Genomic DNA, 18,991 nt, shown 5'->3' with positions numbered 1-18,991 from the left:
TTAGGCCTTGATACCCACCAGACTCAACAACTGCCCCTCCTTCATACCAAACTGCGCCTGCAACTCACTGCCATGGCGCCACTCGGCCGACAGGTCCGTCAGCAATCGCAGCCGCACCTGTCCGCTGCGGGTCCATTCCAGCACTTCGGCATGCTCGAAATAAAAGCGTTGCCCGACGATCGGGTACAGCGCCTTGAACAGGCTTTCCTTCACTGAAAAGGTCAGCGTGACCAGCAATGCCCGGTCATCTCGCGGGGTGGCAGCCATGCGCAGCAGCTCTGGCGGTGTGAGGATTTCACTGGCCAGGCGCTCGGCGCGTTCGGGGTCTAGGAGGTTTTCCAGGTCCATGCCCAGCCCCCGCCAGTGATTTTTGTGGGCGACGATTGCCGCTGCCCGGCCGGTGCTGTGGGTGATCGAGCCGCTGACATGCGCCGGCCACACCGGGGCGCGGTCCTCGCCGATGGCCGGCACGCAGGTCTGCCCGTCCAGTTGGTGGAGGGCCGCCCGGGCGCAGATCCGCCCGGCGAGGAATTCCGCCTGACGCTTGGCCACCGAACGCGCGATGCTGGCGGGCGGCTCGATGGCACTGTTCAGGAAATCATCACCGATCAGCCGCAACGGGTCGAAGCGGGTACTCAGCAGTACCGTGTCGGCCAGGACGTCGGGCAAGAGCCAGTGCTCATCCAGAGGCGAGCAGCAGGCGGGTAGGGCAGGGAGTGCGTTCATGCCCCGCATTTTGCCGGGTTGGCCTGGCGCTGGGTAGTGGGGCGAACTCTGTGGGTGAAGGGAGGCCGGCTTTTGTGGCGAGGGAGCTTGCTCCCTCGCCACAGGTGGTTTCAGCAGAAGGATTACAATCAGCTAAAGATTTTCTTGAAGAACTTCTGCATATCCGCCCACGACGTTTCATCGGCAGCCTTGTTGTAGCCAATATCCGGCCCGCCATGTTCGCCGTGGCTCAGGCGGTCGGCGTCCGGGTTGCTGAAGCCGTGCTTGGCACCTTTAAGGCTGACGAACTTATAGTCGGCACCGGCCTTGTCCATCTCGCTCTTGAACGCGCTGACGTTGTCCTCGGTGACCATGCTGTCCAGCGCACCGTGCTCGACCAGAATCTTGGCCTTGACGCTGCCAGGCGTTGCCGGGGTATTGGTCACCAGCGCTCCATGGAAACTCACCACGCCCGTCAGCGGAACACCCTGGCGCGCCGCGTCCAGCACCACTTTGCCGCCGAAGCAGTAACCGATGGCGGCGAGTTTGTCCGGATCGGTCTGGGGCTGTTGCCTCAGCAGGTCGAGCCCGGCCTGGAACCGCGCGCTGGCCGCCTTGCCGTCCTTGAGCGCTGCCTGCATGAAGGCCATGGCGTCCTTGGGGTGTTCGGTGTTCTTGCCATCGCCGTACATGTCGATGGCCAGGGCGCTGTAGCCCAGGCCTGCGAGGTCACGGGCTCGGCGCTTGGCGTAATCGTTCAGCCCCCACCACTCATGCACCACCACCACGCCCGGGCGCGGGCCTTTGACGGCGTCGTCGTAAGCGTAATAGCCGATCAGCTTCGTACCGTCGGCACTGGTGTAGGGGAGCTCCTGGGTCTGGATGGCGGCGTGGCTCACACCGCTGAAGGCCAGAAGTACAACAGCAAGTAACCTGCGCATGAGGGATCTCCTTAAAAGTGGTTTGCTCAGACTAGTCGATTCATTCAGCGCAGGTTCAGAGAGTGTTCAAGGGGGGTTCAGGGACCGCTGGTTAACGTGGCTGCGACTTCACAAACAACCCATGCTTCAAAGGAGTTCTGCCATGATTCACATGAAAAAGCTGCTGTTGGCTTTCACCGTGTTAGGCGTCAGTGCCATGGCCCACGCCGATGATAACTTCGCCAGCCTGACCCTCGGCCAGACCAGCGACAAGGTCAAGAAATCCGACGCGCTGGATAACAACCTGAACCACCCGAACGCCGACGGTATCGTCAGCAAGGACACCACTTATGGCCTGCGACTGGGCCGGCAAAACGACCAGGGTCGCTACTACGCCACCTACGACAACGTCTCGGGCACCCACAATGGCATCAAATTGCGCCAGGAAAATCTGCTGGGCAGCTACGATGTGTTCTTGCCGGTCACCGGCAGCACCAAACTGTTCGGTGGTGGTACGGCGGGCCTGACCAAGCTGACCCAGGACTCCCCCGGCTACAGCCGCGACAGCGACATCGGCTACGCCGTGGGCTTGCAGGGGGGCGTTGTGCAACAAGTTTCGCAAAACACCTCGGTGGAACTGGGTTACCGTTACCTGCGCAGCAACGCCAACCCCGATATGAGCCCGCACGGTGGCGACAAGGTCGGCTCGCTGGACCTGACCAGCAGCGCCCAGACTTACCTGTCCGCCAACTACACGTTCTAAGCGGTTGATGGTAAGCGTATCCCGCCGGATCGGTTCAAGACGATCCGGCGCCTTTCGTTAAGATACGCACCACCGGATTGTTTGATTTGCCTGGGGAGAGGCTCCATGAAATTACTGGTCGTCGAAGACGAAGCACTGTTGCGTCATCACCTGCAAACCCGTCTCACCGACAGCGGTCATGTGGTGCAAGCCGTGGCCAATGCCGAAGAGGCCCTGTATCAGGCCCGGGAATTCAACCATGACCTGGCGGTGATCGACCTGGGCTTGCCGGGCATCAGTGGGCTGGAGCTGATCCGCCGGCTGCGTACCCAGGACAAGACATTCCCGATCCTGATTCTTACCGCCCGCGGCAACTGGCAGGACAAGGTCGAAGGCCTGGCCGCCGGGGCCGATGATTACGTGGTCAAGCCGTTTCAGTTCGAAGAGCTGGAGGCGCGCCTGAACGCGCTATTGCGTCGTTCCAGCGGCTTCACCCAGTCGACCATCATGGCCGGTCCGTTGTTGCTGGACCTCAACCGCAAGCAAGCGTCCCTCGACGACGAGCCGCTGGCTTTAACGGCCTACGAATACCGTATTCTCGAATACCTGATGCGTCATCATCAGCAAGTGGTGGCCAAGGACCGCTTGATGGAACAGCTTTATCCCGATGACGGCGAGCGCGATCCGAACGTCATCGAAGTGCTGGTCGGCCGCCTGCGCCGCAAACTGGAAGCCCCGTCCGGCTTCAAACCGATCGACACCGTGCGTGGCCTGGGTTACCTGTTCAACGAGCGCTGTCAGTGATTCGTTCGCTACGACTGCGGTTGATGTTGGCCGCCACGATCCTGGCGGTGCTGTTTATGCTGGGGCTGTTACCGGCCATGCAAGGTGCATTCAGCCTGGCGTTGCAGGAGTCTATCGAGCAACGCCTGGCATCGGACGTGACCACGCTGATTTCCGCCGCCCGGGTGGAAAACAATCAATTGAAGATGCCGGCGCAGTTGCCCGATGAACGCTTCAACCTCGCCGATGCCCGGTTGCTGGGCTACATCTATGACCGCGAGGGGCGGCTGGTGTGGCGGTCGAAGGCCACCCAGGAAGAAAACATCAACTACACACCGCGCTATGACGGCATGGGCAACCAGTTCGCGCGCATCCGTGAAAACGACGGCCAGGAATTCTTTGTCTACGACGTCGAGGTCAAACTGCTCGGCGGCCAGAGCGCGGCGTTCAGCATCGTTACCCTGCAACCGATGCGCGACTACCAGCTGACGCTGGAGGGTGTGCGAGAAAATCTCTACCTGGGCTTCGGCGCGGCGCTGGCGGTGTTGCTGGCCCTGTTGTGGATCGGCCTGACCTGGGGTCTCAGGGCCTTGCGGCGCCTGAGCCAGGAACTGGACGAAATCGAAAGCGGCACCCGCGAAAGCCTCAGTACCGAGCATCCCCGGGAACTGTTGCGCCTGACCGGCTCCCTCAACCGCTTGCTGTACAGCGAGCGGGAACAGCGCAGCCGTTATCGTGACTCTCTGGATGACCTGGCCCACAGCCTGAAAACCCCGCTGGCAGTGTTGCAGGGTGTCAGCGAAGACATGGCCCGACGCCCCGAGGACCGAGGGCAGGCCTGGGTGCTGCAAAGCCAGATCGAGCGCATGAGCCAGCAGATCGGTTATCAGTTGCAGCGCGCCAGCCTGCGCAAAAGTGGGCTGGTGCGTCATCAGGTGCGCTTGCGTCCGGTGCTGCAAAGCCTGTGCGACACCTTGGACAAGGTCTATCGCGACAAGCGGGTCAACGTCAGGTTCGACCTGCCGGAGCAGTGTTATGTGCCGATCGAACAGGGCGCCTTGCTGGAAATGCTCGGCAACCTGCTGGAAAACGCCTATCGACTGTGTCTGGGCGAGGTGCGCGTCAGTCTGCATCAGACCCTCGGCGGCATTGAGTTATGCGTCGAGGACGATGGGCCGGGCGTGCCGCCGGATCAACGAGCGCGCATCCTGCAACGTGGCGAACGGCTGGATCGCCAGCACCCGGGGCAGGGCATCGGCCTTGCGGTGGTCAAGGACATCATCGAGAGCTACGGCGCCAGGCTGACCCTGGGGGATTCAGAGCTGGGCGGGGCGGCGTTCCGGATTCTTTTTCCGCTGGTTTGACTGGAATGTGTGGTGTCGCCACTGACGCCATCGCGAGCCTGCTCGCGATGAGGCCCGTAAACACACTGCTGAACACCAAGCTCTGGCTCAATTCTCCTGCTCCCGATAAGCCCCCGGCGTCAGCCCCGTCCACTTCTTGAACGCCCGGTGAAACGCCGACGGCTCTGAGAACCCCAACTGTTCGGCAATCTGCTGCAACGACAAATCCGCATGCCCCAAATGATAGATGGCGATATCCCGCCGCAGCTGGTCCTTGAGTTCCTGAAAGCTGGTGCCTTCCTCCCGCAGATGCCGGCGCAACGTCTGGGGGCTGATGTACAAATGAGCGGCGACGGTGTCCAGGTCCGGCCAGCGTGCCGTGTCGCGGCTGAGCAGTCGGCGCAGTTGGCTGCTCAGGCTGTGGCCATCGTCCGGGCGCGACAGCAGGTCGGCGGGGGAGCGTTCGAGAAAGTGCTTGAGGGTTCGCTCGTCCTGCAGCAACGGCATATCCAGGTAGCGGCTGTGAAATAACAGGCTGCTGTGTGGCGCCTCGAACACCAGCGGGCAGGGGAACAGCAAGTCGTACTCGGCCCCGTGGGCGGGCTTGGCATAACTGAAGGTCGCCTGCTCCAGGCCGATCCGCTGGCCGATCAGCCAGCTGCCGAGGCGATGCCAGATCACCAGCAGGCTTTCGCTCAGGAAATGATCCGGGTCCCACAACACCGAGTCGTCCAGCACCAGGCGCACCCGCTCGCCTTTGGTCACCAGCGTCAGGCTTGGGGCGTCGGGGAACAGGCTGTAGAACAACAAGCCGCGCTGAAGGGCCTTGCCCAAGGTGCGGCAGTGGATCACCGCGTGACACATCATGGCGAACGTCCCGGGTTTGCTTGGGGCACGGCCGAACCCCAGGTATTCGTCGTCCAGGGCCAGCCACAGCGCCTGCAACAGACGGGCAAACTGTTCCGGCGCGATGCGCGCACGCGGTTCGTGCAGAAGCTCAGGGCTGATACCCAGCTGTTGCAACAAAGGAAAACAGTCAAACCCTTGCCTACGTGCGCCACCCAGGGCTGCGCGGGCAAAGTGGCTGGCGATCGTGCGTTGGCGCATGGCAAAAATCCGTCCGTTAAGCGGGCGATGGTAGCAGGGGCTTGAGGCTGGACAAGGCGGATATCCGCCAAATCCCGGAACACGGATGGGGTCGTTGGCGGAAAGCCGCCACCTCTCCAGGGTTGTGTTTACTCTTGTGGAATCCGCAAACCCTTCTGCTACAACGGCTGTAGGGCCTTTCTCAAAAATGGCACGGGCTTTGCGATGCAATACATAGGTCTGCCGCGTGCAGCCGACAAAAAACAAATCCCTCCAGTGCAGGAGGGTTCGCAGAATTGAGGTGTCGTGGACGACAGGCGGATGTCGTCACACGGAACTCTTGAGGAAGGTTTGCCATGACGACTCGTCAGCCACTGTACAAATCCCTGTATTTCCAGGTGATCGTAGCCATTGCCATCGGTATTTTGCTCGGCCACTTCTACCCGCAGACCGGTATTGCCCTCAAACCTTTCGGTGACGGGTTCATCAAACTGATCAAAATGGTCATCGCCCCAATCATTTTCTGTACCGTCGTCAGCGGCATCGCCGGCATGCAGAACATGAAATCGGTAGGCAAGACCGGCGGCTATGCGCTGCTGTACTTCGAAATCGTTTCCACCATTGCCCTGCTGATTGGTCTGGTCGTGGTCAACGTCGTGCAACCGGGCGCCGGGATGCACATCGACGTGGCGACCCTGGACACCAGCAAGATCGCCGGTTTCATCTCGGCTGGTAAAGACCAGAGCATCATTGCGTTCCTGCTGAACGTGATCCCGAACACCATCGTCGGCGCGTTCGCCAACGGCGATATCCTGCAAGTACTGATGTTCTCGGTGATCTTCGGTTTCGCCCTGCATCGCCTGGGTGCCTACGGCAAGCCGGTGCTGGACTTCATCGATCGCTTCGCCCACGTGATGTTTATCATCATCAACATGATCATGAAGCTGGCCCCCCTCGGTGCGTTCGGTGCCATGGCGTTCACCATCGGCGCCTACGGTGTCGGTTCGCTGGTGCAACTGGGTCAGCTGATGATCTGCTTCTACATCACTTGCGTGGTGTTCGTGCTGGTGGTGCTGGGCGCCATCTGCCGCGCCCACGGCTTCAGCGTCATCAAGCTGGTCCGCTACATCCGTGAAGAACTGCTGATCGTGCTGGGCACTTCCTCGTCGGAATCGGCCCTGCCACGCATGCTGATCAAAATGGAACGCCTGGGTGCCAAGAAGTCTGTAGTAGGCCTGGTGATCCCGACTGGCTACTCGTTCAACCTTGACGGTACTTCGATCTACCTGACCATGGCCGCGGTGTTCATCGCCCAGGCCACCGACACCCCAATGGACCTGACTCACCAGATCACCCTGCTGGCGGTGCTGCTGCTGTCGTCCAAAGGTGCTGCTGGCGTGACCGGTAGCGGTTTCATCGTGCTGGCGGCCACCCTGTCGGCCGTGGGTACCCTGCCGGTGGCCGGCCTGGCGCTGATCCTGGGTATCGACCGCTTCATGTCCGAAGCCCGCGCTTTGACCAACCTGGTGGGTAACGCCGTCGCCACGATCGTGGTTGCCAAGTGGGTTAATGAGCTGGACGAAGACCAGTTGCACACCGAGCTGGCTTCCGGTGGTCGCGGTATCTCCGACACCCGTGAAGAAGACGAGCTGGTCGCGACGGCCGAAACCTTGGCGCCAAGCGTTCTGAAGTAAGCCTCACGCTGCAATGAAAAACCCGCTTCGGCGGGTTTTTTTATAGGCCTGAGTTCTCAAGGCGTGAGCGCAATGGTCATCCAGACTGACCGCTGCGGTAATTGCCCCATCGCCACCCCCTGCCTAGTCTTAAGCCCATTACCCATCGGAGATCGCCCATGCAAGGCCCACTGGCATCGCTCAAGGTTCTGGATTTTTCGACCCTGCTGCCCGGCCCGTTCGCCTCGCTGTTGCTGGCAGACATGGGCGCCGAGGTGTTGCGCATCGAATCGCCGACCCGTGCGGACCTGTTGCGGATACTGCCGCCCCACGACCAGGGCGTATCGGCCAGCCATGCCTACCTCAACCGCAACAAGCGCAGCTTGGCCCTGGACCTCAAGCAGCCATCGGCGCTGGAGGTGATCAAGCAGTTGCTGGGCGGCTACGACATCTTGCTGGAACAGTTTCGCCCCGGCGTGATGGAGCGGTTGGGCCTGGGGTACGAGGCCTTGAAGGCGATCAATCCGCGGCTGATCTACGTGTCGATCACCGGCTACGGCCAGACAGGGCCCTACAAGGGCCGCGCCGGTCACGACATCAATTACCTGGCCCTGGCGGGGCTGGCCAGCCACACCGGCCGTGCCGACAGCGGACCGTTGCCGCTGGGGATCCAGGCGGCGGACATTGCCGGTGGCTCGCTGCACGGGGTGATCGGACTGTTAGCGGCGGTGATCGCCCGCCAGCAGACCGGGCAGGGCCAGCACCTGGATGTGAGCATGACCGACTGTGTGTTCAGCCTGAACGCCATGGCCGGTGCCGGTTATCTGGCTTGCGGCGTGGAGCCGGGCTGGGAAAACCAGATGTTCAACGGCGGTAGCTTCTATGACCATTACCGCACCCGGGATGGCCGCTGGATGTCAGTGGGCAGCCTGGAGCCAGCCTTCATGCAGGCCCTTTGCGCGGCACTGGGGCGGCCGGAACTGGCGGCCCAGGGGCTTTCGCCCAAACCGGAGCAGCAGCACAGGCTCAAGCAGGAACTGCAAGCCGAGTTCGAGAAACATGACTTTGCCGAGCTTTGCAGGTTGTTTGCAGAGGTCGATGCCTGCGTCGAGCCGGTGCTGAGCCTGAAAGAGGCGCTCAGGCATCCGCAATTGCAGGCCCGGGAAGTGGTGACCCAAGTGCCCCGTGGCGATGGTTCGAGCCAGGCGCAGATGGCGTGTCCGTTGAAGTTTTCAGAGGGATTGCCCGAGCCTCGGCATATTGGTGCGGGGCTGGGTGAGCATACGGATCAGGTGTTGGGGGAGTTGGGGTTCAGTGTTGAGCGGATTGCTCAATTGCGCGATGCCAAGGTGGTTTTGTAGTGTTCTTCAGGGCCTCTTCGCGAGCAAGCCCGCTCCCACACTGGATCTTCGGCGTTCAAAAATCCCCTGTGGGAGCGGGCTTGCTCGCGAAGGGGCCAGCTCGGACGCCACAAAAGCCTGCTACTCCACCCGCGTCTCCCCACTGAACACCAGGGTATTGCGACAACTGCGGCACAAGTACCGTCGCCCTTGTCGCACCAGGCTGTGGCGCTGGGCCGAGAACGGGAAGTCGCTGCCGTCGCAGGGGCATTTGTAGATATAGCGGGTCACGCTGCGGCGTTTGATTTCGTAGGTGTGGCAGCGGTTGGGCGGCAGTTCGTACACACCGCGCATGATCAATTGCCACTCTTCGCCATGGGGCTGGATGCGCTCGCCAAACAGTTGATGGGCGATCAGGTGCGCCACTTCGTGGGCAACAGTCTGCTTGAGAAAATCTTCGGCGTTTTCCCGGTACAACTGTGGATTGAAGCGCAGCAGATTCTCATGCAGGTGCGCGACACCTGCCTTCTGGCCGCGCAATTTGAAGCTGACCACCGGTCGTTTGAAGGGACGTTTGAAAAAGGATTCGGCTTGTTGGTAACACTCTTCGACGCGGGTATTGAGTTGCTCGAGCATGCTTTACGGGTCTCCAGAAGCCCGAGTATGCCGCAAGCGTCGGCCGTTGCGAATCGCTTAGGCGCCCAGTGGTCGTTTCGACCGTCTCAAACACAGGAAGGCCGCCTTGCGGCGGCCTGTATTGGCAGATCCTGCTTCTTATTGGAGAGCTTCAATCATTCAATTGGTATACACCGGGCCGACGCCCAGCCCCCAGACAATCACCGTAAACGCCATGATGGCCACCAGCACCACCAGGCCGACGGCGAGCACCGAGCTGGAAAACAGAAAGCCTTCGTCCTGAGAGATATTCATGAAGGTCGGCAGTCCCACATACAGTAGGTAGACGGTGTAGCAGATCGCTGCCGTGCCGACGATCATCCCTAACCACATGTGCGGGTAGAGCGCTGCCAAACCGCCAATGAACAACGGTGTCGCAGTGTAGGTGGCGAACGCAACGCAACGGGCCAGGCTTGGGCTGGCGTCATAGGTGCGGGCCATCCAGTGCACGAAGGCGCCCATCACCGCCACACCGCCCAGCATGGCCAGGTACGACATGACGGTCATCCATAGTGCGCTTTCCAGGGTGAGCATCACCGGTGAACGATTGCCGATGACCCAACCTACCTGCGTGGTGCCGATAAACGCCGATATTGCGGGAATGGCCGCCAGGATCAGCGTGTGGGTGAGGTACATGTGGCTGATGCTTTCCTCCTGATCGCCACGGATGTCTTTCCATTCTTGATCAGGGTGGGTAAAGAGCCCCACGACGTGATGGATCATAATCAGTCACTCCTTTGTTATTGCCATCGCCCCCCAACGGAGCGCCTACGGGCCAAGCGGCCAAGTAAGTGAAGGTCTGTATATGTGTGCGACCTTATGTCGCAGTATAGGAAGGAGTTCACGCTATTGGGATGGAAGGCTTAGAGCAAATCGCGCTGTCGGGGAAGCTGTTGATAGCTATAAGCTTCAAGCGGCAAGCTGCAAGAAAAAGTACCGCGCCTGGCTTGCAGCCTGTGGCTTGTAGCTTGCAGCTGCTTGAAAAGCTAAAATGCCGGCCTTTCGTCACACCTCACGGATTTCGCGTCATGGGCACTCTTACGGTCAACCAGAACAAACTGCAAAAGCGCCTGCGCCGCCAGGCCGGTGAGGCGGTCGCCGATTTCAACATGATCGAAGACGGCGACAAGGTCATGGTCTGCCTGTCCGGTGGCAAGGACAGCTACACCCTGCTCGATGTGCTGATGCATTTGCAGAAGGTGGCACCGATCAAGTTCGACATCGTCGCGGTGAACATGGACCAGAAGCAGCCCGGGTTCCCCGAGGATGTGCTGCCGGCTTACCTTGAGTCGCTGGGGGTGGAGTACCACATCGTCGAGAAGGACACCTATTCGGTGGTCAAGGAATTGATTCCCGAAGGCAAGACCACCTGTTCGCTGTGCTCGCGCCTGCGTCGCGGAACGCTCTACACCTTTGCCGATCAGATCGGTGCGACCAAGATGGCCCTGGGGCATCACCGCGACGATATCGTCGAGACCTTCTTCCTGAACATGTTCTACAACGGCTCGCTCAAGGCCATGCCGCCCAAGCTGCGGGCCGATGACGGGCGCAACGTGGTGATCCGCCCGCTGGCTTATTGCAGCGAAAAGGACATCCAGGCCTATTCGAATTTCAAGCAATTCCCGATCATCCCCTGCAACCTGTGCGGCTCCCAGGAGAACCTGCAGCGCCAAGTGGTCAAGGAGATGCTTCAGGAGTGGGAACGCAAGACGCCGGGCCGAACCGAGAGCATTTTCCGTGGCTTGCAGAACGTCGTTCCATCGCAACTGGCCGATCGCAACCTGTTCGACTTCACCAACCTGCGCATCGACGAAAGCGCCGCGTCGCGGTTCGTCAATGTGGTGAACCTCTGACGAGGGCAGCGGCTCCTATTCACGGCGCCAGTGGCCATACAGGCCACTTAGGGCGCCGTTTTCATTTCTGACCCAGGAGAGGGCATGCGCGATTACAAGTGGCTGCACGAGTATTGTCTGAACCGCTTCGGTTCGGCGGCTGAACTGGAAGCCCACCTGCCTGTTCCCAAGACCCCGGCGCAACTGCGCAAGATCAGCGATGACCGCTACCTCTCGACCATGGCACTGCGGGTGTTCCGTGCCGGGCTCAAGCACAGTCTGGTGGACGCCAAGTGGCCGGCGTTCGAAGAGGTGTTTTTCAAGTTCGATCCGGAAAAAGTCGTGCTGATGAGTGCCGAGCACCTGGAGCGGCTGATGCAGGACGCGCGGATCATCCGGCACCTGGGCAAGCTCAAGAGCGTGCCGCGCAATGCGCAGCTTGTGCTGGACGTGGCGCACGAAAAGGGCAGCTTCGGCGCGCTGATCGCCGACTGGCCGGTGACCGATATCGTTGGCCTGTGGACCTACCTGAAAAAGCACGGCCATCAATTGGGCGGCCTGTCGGCACCGCGCTTCCTGCGGATGATGGGCAAGGACACCTTCGTGCCCAGTTATGACGTGGTGGCGGCGCTCAATGCCCAGGACATCATCGACAAAGTTCCCACCAGCCTGCGGGACCTGGCGACGGTGCAGAACGCCTTCAATCAGTGGCATGAAGAGAGTGGTGGAAGGCCGATGTCGCAGATTTCGATGATGCTGGCTTACACCGTCAATCATTGAGACCGCATCGCGAGCAGGCTCGCTCCCACAGGGATTTGTGAACGCCGAAAGTCCAATGTGGGAGCGAGCCTGCTCGCGATAGCGGTCTATCAGGCGACGGAAATATCACCTTCGCCCGCGAGTCGCCGGTTCAACTGAAACCGCCAGCGCACATACAGCAGCGCCGAGCAGAACAGCGCCACGCTCGCCACCATTTCCAGCACGCCGAACCACTGCCGGTTCGGGTCATAGGCCGCCAGCGTGCCCTTGATGAAATACAGGTTCACCACGAAGCACATCCACGAATGCCCACGGGCGCTGCCGCTGAGCATGCCAGGCGCCAGTATCAGCAGCGGCACCAGCTCGATCAGCAGAATGACCCAGGGGCGCGCGCCGTGCAGGTCGGCGATCAGCAGATAATACCCACTGAGCAACCCCACCAGGCCGAAAAAGCACAGCAGGCTGAGGACGCGGGCGACGCGCACGCGCGGCTCCAGCCACTGAGTGGGAGGCAGGATTTTCGGCTTCTTAGCCACGGCCGTTCTCCAGCAGTTGTGCGGTTTTCGCCAGGCGCGAACCCAGTGCCCGGCACAGCGCGATTTCATGTTCGTTCAAGCCGCTTTTACCGTCGGCACCGGCGTGATGGCTAGGGCCGTAAGGCGTACCGCCACCCTCGGTCTCGATCAAGGCCGATTCGCTGTAGGGCAGGCCGGTGATCAGCATGCCGTGGTGCAACAGCGGCAGCATCATCGACAGCAGGGTGGTTTCCTGACCGCCATGCAGGCTGGCCGTGGACGTGAACACACCGGCCGGTTTACCCACCAGGGCGCCCGTCAGCCACAGGTTGCTGGTGCCGTCGAGAAAGTACTTGAGCGGCGCGGCCATGTTGCCGAACCGGGTCGGACTGCCCAGGGCCAGGCCGGCGCAGTTCTTCAGGTCGTCGAGGGTGGCGTACAGCGGGCCTTGCTCGGGGATGTCCGGCGACACCGCCTCGCACTCGGTGGAAATCGCCGGCACCGTACGCAGTCTGGCTTCCAGCCCGGCCTGCTCGACGCCACGGGCGATTTGCCGGGCCATTTCGTTGGTGGCGCCACTGCGGCTGTAATACAACACCAGAATGTACGGTGTGCTCACGGCAGGATCTCCAGGATCTTCTCCGGCGGGCGCCCGATCATGGCCTTGTCACCGGCTTCAAGAATCGGCCGTTCCATGAGTTTCGGGTGCGCGGCAATGGCGGCGATCAACTGGTCCTGGCTCAGGCTTTCGTCGGCCAGATTCAGGGTTTTGTATTCTTCCTCGCCGGTGCGCAGCAGTTGCCGTGCCGTAATGCCGAGCTTGCCCAGCAGGCGCTCGAGCTGCGCTGCGTCGAGCGGGGTTTCCAGATAGCGGACCACGGTGGGCGTCAGGCCTTGGGCCTCCAACAGTTCCAGCGCACCGCGGGATTTCGAGCAGCGCGGGTTGTGATAAAGCGTCAGATCGGTCATGAGCGGGTCGCATCTTGCGTAAGGTGGCGGCTATTCTACTGTGCCGCGAAGCCCCAAGCACCTTGAGAGGCGACAGGTCGCGGTGATGCTCACATTCAGACAAGGATTGGCACATGGCAAGGCGATTGACGGCGGCACTGACATTCATGGGCATTTTGTTGCTCGCCGGCTGCGGGAACGACTACGGGGTGGACCAGAACGGCCAGGCCATTGCCTCGCAACGGCTGGACAAGCAATGGCTGGTGCTCAACTACTGGGCCGAATGGTGCGCACCGTGCCGTACTGAAATCCCGGAGTTCAATGCCTTGGCTGAACAGCTAAAGGGGCGCAACGTCGGCGTGTTCGGGGTCAATTTCGACCAGGTGCAGGGCGAGGAACTCAAGAGCGCCAGCGAGAAGATGGGCATTCGTTTCACCGTGCTGGCCCGGGACCCGGCCGAGTTTTTCGATATTCCTCGCAGCGAGGGGCTGCCGGTGACTTATATCATCGATAAGCAAGGCAAGGTGCGCGAGCAATTGCTGGGGGAGCAGACGGCGGCGGGGGTGATGGCCAAGCTTGAGGCGTTGCAGGCGTTCAAGTAGCCCCCTGAGTGAAGCAACCCTGTAGGAACTGCCGAGTGCAACGAGGCTGCGATCTTGTCCCAGACAATTGAGTCTCAAGCGAAAGATCAAAAGATCGCAGCCTTCGGCAGCTCCTACAGGGCCCACCGGGGATTTGATCAGGCCCTCAGCCTTCTTCCAGCCACCAGCGCAGCGGCTTGCCTTGGGCCGGCCAGAAGCGCATTTGTTCAGTGGGTGAGACGTCCCAGCGTTCAACCTTTTCCAGCACCTGCAAAAAGCGCGCTTCCTGCTCCATCAGCGCCGGGGCGCAGAGCTTGCGGGTGCTGCCGATCTTGCCGAAGCTCAGCCGGTGGCCTTCCAGGGTGTAGGGCGCGAACCAGTGATTGCAGCCGCCGTTGCCATACGCCCGGCCATCGTCTCCTAGGGTAATGGTCAGGTGGCTGTAATCGATCAATGGCCGTTCGCCGATCCATTCCAGAATGTAGCTGCGGTTGTGTTGCAGTTGCACCGGCTCAGCGGCGCAACCCATCAGGCTCGCGCCGATCAACACGCACAGGGCCAGGCGTTTCATCAGGCGGCTTCCTGGCATTTGGGGCACAGGTGCTTTTCACCGACGGTGGTCCAGCCCAGCTCGGCGATGCGCGCGCTGGCGGCCGGTTTCTGGGCCTTGACGCCGAGCTTGGCGTCGACGGCAAATTCGAAGCTCAGCTCTTTGGCGCAGCGATCGCAGTTGACCTGCCAGGTGTGGATCGCCAGTTCGCCGAACACCGGGCCGGTGGTCATGGCGGTCCATTGTCCCATGGGCTTGAGCAGGTGGCGTACGGTGTCCACGGTCAGGCGCATGGACAAGTCCTTGCTGCCCTTGAGGGTGACGAGCAGTACATCGTTGGCCTGGATCGAACCGCCATTGCCGGTGACCTGGTAACGGCCCGGCGCCAGGGCGCGGACTTCGGTCAAGGTGTGCTGCGGGTTCATCAGGGTGTAGCGAAAATCGTGTTCGGCCATGTGTCCTCCAAATAGGCGCGATATGCTAGCACGGGCCATGGTTTGGTATGGTTCGGATGCTGCTCAGGCGACGAAATCCATTGTGGGAGTTATGTGTTGGCGGATAGACCGGGTCAGCTATCCACCAGGTTTTGCGGCGTGCCCTTCGCCCAGGCGCCAATGTTTTCAAGGGTGGTCGCAGCAATCGCGGCCAGCGCTTCATGGGTCAGAAACGCCTGGTGGGCGGTGACCACCACGTTGGGGAAGGTCAGCAGCCGTGCCAGTACGTCATCCTGCAAAGGCAGGTCGGAGCGGTCCTTGAAAAACAGCTGGGCCTCTTCCTCATAGACATCCAGTCCCAAGTAGCCCAACTGACCGCTTTTCAATGCTTCGATCAAGGCCGGTGTGTCCACCAGGCCGCCACGTCCGGTGTTGATCAGCATGGCGCCGCGTTGCATGGCCGCCAGCGATTGGGCGTTGATCAGGTGCCGGCTTTGGTCGTTGAGCGGGCAGTGCAGGCTGATGATCTGGGCTTGCGCCAGCAGGTCGGCCAGGGGCAAGTAGCGAGCGCCCAAGGCTTCGACCTGAGGATTGGGGTACGGGTCGTAAGCCAGCAACTGGCAACCGAAGCCGGCCATGATCCGCGCGAACGTAGCGCCTATCTGCCCGGTACCGATCACGCCGACAGTCTTGCCTACCAGGTCGAAACCGGTCAGCCCATGGAGGCTGAAATTGCCGTCCCGGGTACGGTTGTAAGCGCGGTGCAGGCAGCGATTGAGGGCCATGATCAATGCCACGGCATGTTCGGCGACGGCATGGGGCGAGTAGGCGGGTACCCGGACGATGCTTAAGCCCAGGCGTTTGGCGGCGAGCAGGTCGACATGGTTGTAGCCGGCCGAGCGCAGGGCGATCAGCCGGGTACCGCCGTTCGCCAGCCGCTCCAGCACCGGGGCGCTCAGGTCATCGTTGATGAAGGCGCAGACCACTTCATGGCGTTCGGCCAGGGCCACGGTGTCCAGGTTCAAACGTGCCGGCTGGAATTGCAATTCAAGGCCGGCAGGTGCCGGGGCGTTGCTGAAACTGTTGCGGTCGTAGGTCTGGCTGCTGAAAAAAATCACACGCATGGCGGCCTCCTGGCACAAAAAAATAAGCCCGTAGGAGCTGTCGAGCGAAGCGAGGCTGCGATCTTTTGACCTTTCGCTTGCGACTCAATTGTCAGGGGCAAGATCGCAGCCTCGTTGCACTCGGTAGCTCCTACGGTTCGGGTAGGAGCGTGGATTTTCAGCGACCCTGGGTTCTGGGGTATTGCCCTGGATCAGGCGCTGATGCGCGCCTCGCTGGCCAGGCGGTTGATGGCGCGCTCCAGCTCTTCCAGGGCTGCGGCAGCCTTGGGGTCCTGTTGCTTGAGCAGTGTTTCGCTGCGCTGGCAGGCGGCGCGCAATTGCGGTACGCCGCAGTAGCGTGTGGCGCCGTGCAGGCGGTGGACCCGTTCGATCAGGGCGTTGTGATCGTTGGCCTCGCAGGCCTGGCGGATCGCTTCGCGGTCGGCTTCCAGGGAGGCCAGCAGCATCGCCAGCATGTCCGCGGCCAAGTCGGCCTTGCCGGCCGCCAGGCGCAGACCCTCTTCGTGATCGAGCACCAGCAGTTCGCTGCCGCCCTGGGCGTCGCCGCTGCGATCGGGTGACTGATTGCGCAGGGCCAGGCCGGTCCATTTGAGTACCACCTGGGCCAGTTGCCGTTCGCTGATGGGTTTGGTCAGGTAGTCATCCATGCCGCTTTGCAGCAAGGCGCGTTTTTCGTTGGCCATGGCGTGGGCGGTGAGGGCGACAATCGGCAGCGGCGTGCAGTGTCGCTCGCTTTCCCACTGGCGAATCGCCTCGGTGCTCTGGCGACCGTCCATGCCGGGCATCTGCACGTCCATCAACACCAGGTCGAAGGTTTCTTTCTGCACGGCCTTGATCGCGGCATAACCACTTTCCACTGCCAGCACCTTGGCGCCCATGTCTTCGAGCAAGGTTTGTACCAGCAGCAGGTTGGCCGGGTTGTCGTCCACGCACAGCACTTTGGGGGCGCGGCTGGCCACCGGTTCGTGGGTTTCGCTGCGGGTCGGGCGCGGGTTGACCAGGTCGGACAGCGAGCGGCGCAACTTGCGGGTGCACGCCGGCTTGGCCTGCAACTGACTGTGCGGGTTGGGCACCGAGAGGTGGAACAGCGTCTGCTCGGTGGTGGGACACAGCACGAGCACTTTGCAGCCCAGGTGTTCCAGGTCCCAGATGTGTTGGTTGAGGCGCTCCGGCGGCATGTCGTTGCTGGTGATGCCCAGCACGGCCAAGTCAATCGCCTGTTCGGTCTGGTGGGCAACGGTGACGCCGTTGGTCAGGTTCTCCAGGGTGTTGAATGGTGTCACTTGCAGGCCACAGTCTTCGAGCTGGTGCTGCAAGGCCTGACGGGCCAGTTCATGGTTCTCCAGCACCGCCACGCGCCGCCCCAGCAAGGGTGGGCCAGGCAGGTCTTCGGCATCGTCACGGGTTTTGGGCAGACGCAGGCTGATCCAGAATTCCGAGCCTTCGCCCGGCGTGCTGTCCACACCGATCTCACCGCCCATCTGTTCCACCAGGCGCTTGGAAATCACCAGGCCCAACCCCGTACCGCCCGGTTGTCGGGACAGCGAGTTGTCGGCCTGGCTGAACGCCTGGAACAGCGCACGCACGTCCTGGTTCGACAGGCCGATGCCGGTGTCTTGAACGCTGATGCGCAACTGCACGCTGTCTTCGTGTTCGTCTTCAAGCATGGCGCGGGCGACGATGGTGCCTTCGCGGGTGAACTTGATGGCGTTGCTCACCAAATTGGTCAGGATCTGTTTGAGGCGCAGCGGATCGCCCACCAGCGACAGCGGCGTGTCCCGATAGACCAGGCTCACCAGCTCCAGTTGTTTGGCGTGGGCTGCGGGGGCGAGGATGGTCAGGGTGTCCTGCAACAGGTCTCGCAGGTTGAACGGAATGTTGTCGAGCACCAGCTTGCCGGCCTCTATCTTCGAAAAGTCGAGGATCTCGTTGATGATGCCCAGCAGGCTGTCGGCGGATTTTTCAATGGTGCCCAGGTAGTCGAGCTGGCGCGGGGTCAGTTCGCTTTTCTGCAACAAGTGGGTAAAGCCGAGGATGCCGTTGAGCGGCGTGCGGATTTCATGGCTCATGTTGGCCAGGAACTCGGACTTGATCCGGCTCGCTTCCAGGGCTTCCTTGCGGGCCAGATCCAGCTCGATGTTCTGGATCTCGATGGTTTCCAGGTTCTGGCGTACGTCTTCGGTGGCCTGGTCGATACTGTGCTGCAATTCTTCCTGGGCGTTCTGCAAGGTGCCGGCCATGCGATTGATGCCCGACGCCAGTTCATCCAGCTCCTGGCTGCCCAGCGGCGGCAGGCGGGTTTCCAGGTGGCCGTCCTTGAGTTGCGCCACGGCTTGCTTGATCAGGCTCAGCGGTCGGTTGATCGTGCGCCCCATGCGCAAGGCCAGCAACGCGGTCAATCCCAGGCCGGCGGCGATCAGCAGCAGGCTGGCGAACAGGCTGCGGTAACCGCGCAGCAACATGCCGCTGTGGGACAGCTCCAGCTCGACCCAGCCCAGCAGGCGGTCGGACTCTTCGGGGATCAGATCGCCGGCCAGGTTGCGATGTTTGCCAAATACCGGCAGCAGGTAACGAGTGGCGTCATTGCCGGTGCGTTGCAGCAGTTGGGCACTGTTGCCTTCCGGTGCGCGGTTGAGCATGGTCGGGCCGGCGTGGGCCAGTGGCGCGCGGTCAGGGGCGAGGAAGGTCACGGCACGCACGTCCGATTGCTCAAGGGACTGGGTGGCAATGCGCTCCAGCAGATCGGTGTTTTGGTGGCTCATGGCCGGGGCGACCAGCGGGGCAAGCTGCTCGGCGATCATCTCGCCACGTTGCAGCAGCTGAGCGTGCAGGTCCGATTGCTGCGTCCAGGTGAAATAGCCGCCCAGGACCAGCGCCATCAGGCTGGTCGGCAACAGGGCCAGCAACAGCACGCGGCCTTTGATTCCCAGTTTCTTGAGCACACGAATCTCCTGCATCCAGCGGTCTGATTGAGCTTTGCG

The 18,991-nt window shown here is 61.5% G+C and carries 20 protein-coding genes; 8 read left to right on the top strand and 12 right to left on the bottom strand.

Going from position 1 to position 18,991, the window contains the following annotated elements:
• Positions 1 to 726, bottom strand: a complete 726-nt coding sequence (locus tag ACA047_RS22420; RefSeq protein WP_497353058.1) for a 4'-phosphopantetheinyl transferase family protein — start codon at positions 724 to 726, stop codon at positions 1 to 3.
• A 128-nt stretch (positions 727 to 854) separates the two neighbouring features.
• On the bottom strand, positions 855 to 1,646 hold the full coding sequence (locus ACA047_RS22415; protein WP_497353056.1) for a dienelactone hydrolase family protein: 792 nt from the start codon (positions 1,644 to 1,646) through the stop codon (positions 855 to 857).
• A 142-nt stretch (positions 1,647 to 1,788) separates the two neighbouring features.
• On the opposite strand from ACA047_RS22415, the gene ACA047_RS22410 reads away from it, so the two are divergent.
• The 3 genes from ACA047_RS22410 (at position 1,789) to ACA047_RS22400 (ending at position 4,514) form a co-directional block, all read left to right on the top strand.
• Positions 1,789 to 2,388 (top strand): hypothetical protein, encoded by a 600-nt coding sequence (locus ACA047_RS22410; RefSeq protein ID WP_497353054.1) that lies wholly within the window; start codon positions 1,789 to 1,791, stop codon positions 2,386 to 2,388.
• A gap of 105 nt (positions 2,389 to 2,493) precedes the next feature.
• Entirely contained in the window at positions 2,494 to 3,171 is a 678-nt protein-coding gene (locus ACA047_RS22405) for a response regulator (protein ID WP_497353052.1), read from the top strand.
• The gene (locus ACA047_RS22400) at positions 3,168 to 4,514 is read left to right on the top strand and encodes an ATP-binding protein (RefSeq protein WP_497353050.1); all 1,347 of its coding nucleotides are present in this window, start codon (positions 3,168 to 3,170) and stop codon (positions 4,512 to 4,514) included. Before ACA047_RS22405 ends, ACA047_RS22400 begins: the two co-directional genes overlap by 4 nt.
• 87 nt (positions 4,515 to 4,601) lie before the next feature.
• On the opposite strand, the gene ACA047_RS22395 is transcribed toward ACA047_RS22400, so the two are convergent.
• Positions 4,602 to 5,600, bottom strand: a complete 999-nt coding sequence (locus tag ACA047_RS22395; RefSeq protein ID WP_497353048.1) for an AraC family transcriptional regulator — start codon at positions 5,598 to 5,600, stop codon at positions 4,602 to 4,604.
• Between the two features lie 335 nt (positions 5,601 to 5,935).
• On the opposite strand from ACA047_RS22395, the gene ACA047_RS22390 reads away from it, so the two are divergent.
• Together ACA047_RS22390 and ACA047_RS22385 are read left to right on the top strand one after the other, a co-directional pair.
• Positions 5,936 to 7,273: a dicarboxylate/amino acid:cation symporter gene (locus ACA047_RS22390; RefSeq protein WP_497353046.1), complete on the top strand. Its 1,338-nt coding sequence runs from the start codon at positions 5,936 to 5,938 to the stop codon at positions 7,271 to 7,273.
• 158 nt (positions 7,274 to 7,431) lie between these two features.
• Positions 7,432 to 8,613: a CaiB/BaiF CoA transferase family protein gene (locus ACA047_RS22385; RefSeq protein ID WP_497353044.1), complete on the top strand. Its 1,182-nt coding sequence runs from the start codon at positions 7,432 to 7,434 to the stop codon at positions 8,611 to 8,613.
• A 120-nt stretch (positions 8,614 to 8,733) separates the two neighbouring features.
• Here the strand turns inward: ACA047_RS22385 and ACA047_RS22380 are convergent, their stop codons facing one another.
• Entirely contained in the window at positions 8,734 to 9,228 is a 495-nt protein-coding gene (locus ACA047_RS22380; protein ID WP_003204703.1) for a SprT family zinc-dependent metalloprotease, read from the bottom strand.
• Positions 9,229 to 9,387: 159 nt separating this feature from the next.
• Positions 9,388 to 9,990 carry a Yip1 family protein gene (locus ACA047_RS22375; protein WP_497353042.1) on the bottom strand — a complete coding sequence of 201 codons (603 nt, stop codon included), beginning with the start codon at positions 9,988 to 9,990 and terminating at the stop codon, positions 9,388 to 9,390.
• 305 nt (positions 9,991 to 10,295) lie between these two features.
• Between ACA047_RS22375 and ttcA the strand changes: the two genes are divergently transcribed.
• Both ttcA and ACA047_RS22365 read left to right on the top strand, forming a co-directional pair.
• Complete coding sequence (ttcA, locus tag ACA047_RS22370) at positions 10,296 to 11,120, top strand: tRNA 2-thiocytidine(32) synthetase TtcA (protein WP_497353040.1); 825 nt, start codon at positions 10,296 to 10,298, stop codon at positions 11,118 to 11,120.
• Positions 11,121 to 11,204: 84 nt separating this feature from the next.
• Positions 11,205 to 11,879, top strand: coding sequence for a DNA-3-methyladenine glycosylase I (locus ACA047_RS22365; protein ID WP_497353038.1), 675 nt, complete (start codon positions 11,205 to 11,207; stop codon positions 11,877 to 11,879).
• A gap of 89 nt (positions 11,880 to 11,968) precedes the next feature.
• Here ACA047_RS22365 and ACA047_RS22360 read toward each other — a convergent pair whose 3' ends face one another.
• From ACA047_RS22360 to arsC, 3 genes are read right to left on the bottom strand one after another with little or no spacing between them, the layout of a single operon-like run.
• Positions 11,969 to 12,394 (bottom strand): DUF2069 domain-containing protein, encoded by a 426-nt coding sequence (locus ACA047_RS22360; RefSeq protein ID WP_497353036.1) that lies wholly within the window; start codon positions 12,392 to 12,394, stop codon positions 11,969 to 11,971.
• Entirely contained in the window at positions 12,387 to 12,992 is a 606-nt protein-coding gene (gene wrbA, locus ACA047_RS22355) for an NAD(P)H:quinone oxidoreductase (protein WP_497353034.1), read from the bottom strand. Before wrbA ends, ACA047_RS22360 begins: the two co-directional genes overlap by 8 nt.
• Positions 12,989 to 13,342: an arsenate reductase (glutaredoxin) gene (gene arsC / locus ACA047_RS22350; protein WP_497353032.1), complete on the bottom strand. Its 354-nt coding sequence runs from the start codon at positions 13,340 to 13,342 to the stop codon at positions 12,989 to 12,991. Before arsC ends, wrbA begins: the two co-directional genes overlap by 4 nt.
• 113 nt (positions 13,343 to 13,455) lie before the next feature.
• Between arsC and ACA047_RS22345 the strand changes: the two genes are divergently transcribed.
• Entirely contained in the window at positions 13,456 to 13,923 is a 468-nt protein-coding gene (locus ACA047_RS22345; RefSeq protein WP_497353030.1) for a TlpA family protein disulfide reductase, read from the top strand.
• A gap of 145 nt (positions 13,924 to 14,068) precedes the next feature.
• Here the strand turns inward: ACA047_RS22345 and ACA047_RS22340 are convergent, their stop codons facing one another.
• The 4 genes from ACA047_RS22340 to ACA047_RS22325 all read right to left on the bottom strand — a co-directional run bounded on the left by ACA047_RS22340 (position 14,069) and on the right by ACA047_RS22325 (position 18,952).
• On the bottom strand, positions 14,069 to 14,473 hold the full coding sequence (locus ACA047_RS22340; RefSeq protein ID WP_497353028.1) for an META domain-containing protein: 405 nt from the start codon (positions 14,471 to 14,473) through the stop codon (positions 14,069 to 14,071).
• Positions 14,473 to 14,907, bottom strand: a complete 435-nt coding sequence (locus ACA047_RS22335) for a hypothetical protein (RefSeq protein ID WP_497353026.1) — start codon at positions 14,905 to 14,907, stop codon at positions 14,473 to 14,475. The genes ACA047_RS22340 and ACA047_RS22335 overlap by 1 nt, the downstream gene beginning before the upstream one ends.
• A 113-nt stretch (positions 14,908 to 15,020) precedes the next feature.
• Positions 15,021 to 16,010, bottom strand: coding sequence for a 2-hydroxyacid dehydrogenase (locus ACA047_RS22330; protein ID WP_497353024.1), 990 nt, complete (start codon positions 16,008 to 16,010; stop codon positions 15,021 to 15,023).
• Between the two features lie 191 nt (positions 16,011 to 16,201).
• Positions 16,202 to 18,952: a response regulator gene (locus ACA047_RS22325; RefSeq protein ID WP_497360492.1), complete on the bottom strand. Its 2,751-nt coding sequence runs from the start codon at positions 18,950 to 18,952 to the stop codon at positions 16,202 to 16,204.
• Positions 18,953 to 18,991: the final 39 nt, after the last annotated feature.

Source organism: Pseudomonas sp. LBUM1664 (assembly GCF_059695895.1).
This window is presented reverse-complemented; position numbering and strand designations above follow the sequence as displayed.

Excerpts from the sequence above, each read along its gene's own strand:
- ttcA (WP_497353040.1), top strand. The coding sequence starts at position 10,296 with ATGGGCACTCTTACGGTCAACCAGAACAAACTGCAAAAGCGCCTGCGC.
- ACA047_RS22335 (WP_497353026.1), bottom strand. The coding sequence starts at position 14,907 with ATGGCCGAACACGATTTTCGCTACACCCTGATGAACCCGCAGCACACC.
- ACA047_RS22345 (WP_497353030.1), top strand. The coding sequence starts at position 13,456 with ATGGCAAGGCGATTGACGGCGGCACTGACATTCATGGGCATTTTGTTG.
- ACA047_RS22420 (WP_497353058.1), bottom strand. The coding sequence starts at position 726 with ATGAACGCACTCCCTGCCCTACCCGCCTGCTGCTCGCCTCTGGATGAG.
- ACA047_RS22405 (WP_497353052.1), top strand. The coding sequence starts at position 2,494 with ATGAAATTACTGGTCGTCGAAGACGAAGCACTGTTGCGTCATCACCTG.
- ACA047_RS22395 (WP_497353048.1), bottom strand. The coding sequence starts at position 5,600 with ATGCGCCAACGCACGATCGCCAGCCACTTTGCCCGCGCAGCCCTGGGT.
- ACA047_RS22390 (WP_497353046.1), top strand. The coding sequence starts at position 5,936 with ATGACGACTCGTCAGCCACTGTACAAATCCCTGTATTTCCAGGTGATC.
- arsC (WP_497353032.1), bottom strand. The coding sequence starts at position 13,342 with ATGACCGATCTGACGCTTTATCACAACCCGCGCTGCTCGAAATCCCGC.
- ACA047_RS22365 (WP_497353038.1), top strand. The coding sequence starts at position 11,205 with ATGCGCGATTACAAGTGGCTGCACGAGTATTGTCTGAACCGCTTCGGT.
- ACA047_RS22375 (WP_497353042.1), bottom strand. The coding sequence starts at position 9,990 with ATGATCCATCACGTCGTGGGGCTCTTTACCCACCCTGATCAAGAATGG.
- ACA047_RS22340 (WP_497353028.1), bottom strand. The coding sequence starts at position 14,473 with ATGAAACGCCTGGCCCTGTGCGTGTTGATCGGCGCGAGCCTGATGGGT.
- ACA047_RS22380 (WP_003204703.1), bottom strand. The coding sequence starts at position 9,228 with ATGCTCGAGCAACTCAATACCCGCGTCGAAGAGTGTTACCAACAAGCC.
- ACA047_RS22415 (WP_497353056.1), bottom strand. The coding sequence starts at position 1,646 with ATGCGCAGGTTACTTGCTGTTGTACTTCTGGCCTTCAGCGGTGTGAGC.
- ACA047_RS22385 (WP_497353044.1), top strand. The coding sequence starts at position 7,432 with ATGCAAGGCCCACTGGCATCGCTCAAGGTTCTGGATTTTTCGACCCTG.
- ACA047_RS22410 (WP_497353054.1), top strand. The coding sequence starts at position 1,789 with ATGATTCACATGAAAAAGCTGCTGTTGGCTTTCACCGTGTTAGGCGTC.
- ACA047_RS22330 (WP_497353024.1), bottom strand. The coding sequence starts at position 16,010 with ATGCGTGTGATTTTTTTCAGCAGCCAGACCTACGACCGCAACAGTTTC.